Origin of the sequence: Methylobacterium frigidaeris, assembly GCF_022179185.1 — a bacterium.
Classification (GTDB): Bacteria; Pseudomonadota; Alphaproteobacteria; order Rhizobiales; family Beijerinckiaceae; genus Methylobacterium; species Methylobacterium frigidaeris.
Genome location: NZ_BPQJ01000160.1, coordinates 1 through 362 on the forward strand (window position 1 = coordinate 1; position 362 = coordinate 362).

At 56.9% G+C, this 362-nt stretch carries 1 protein-coding gene; it reads right to left on the minus strand.

Annotation, left to right across the window (positions count from 1 at the left end; genetic code table 11):
• The coding region (locus MFF64_RS36675; RefSeq protein WP_238193952.1) for a hypothetical protein at positions 1-317 on the minus strand (317 nt) is incomplete at its 3' end.
• Positions 318-362: the final 45 nt, after the last annotated feature.

Genomic DNA, 362 nt, shown 5'->3' on the forward strand with positions numbered 1-362 from the left:
AGTGCACCTGCTCTGCGCAGAGGCAGGTTTAAGTCGATACATTTGCTAACATTAGCTATATCGGCTGCCGTTGCCTGAGCAAAGTTCCTGTCTTGCACAGCCATCGACATCATCTGATGGCATCGCGCCACGGTTCCGGCCGAGCTGAATGTCTCAATGGCTTGCCAGTAGAGCTCTCCGACGCGCCGAGGCGAATGCGTGTCTCGGATCAATGTGATCGCGCCACGAGATAGCCTCTTGCGCTCCACTTCTTGAGTGAGCAACGCACGCAAGGCGCCCGTAATTTCCGAGACGCTTGGGTCCTCAGACAGCTTCACGACTGCATCCTCACCGATCTCGGCCATAGGTCCGTGCGCGTTGAC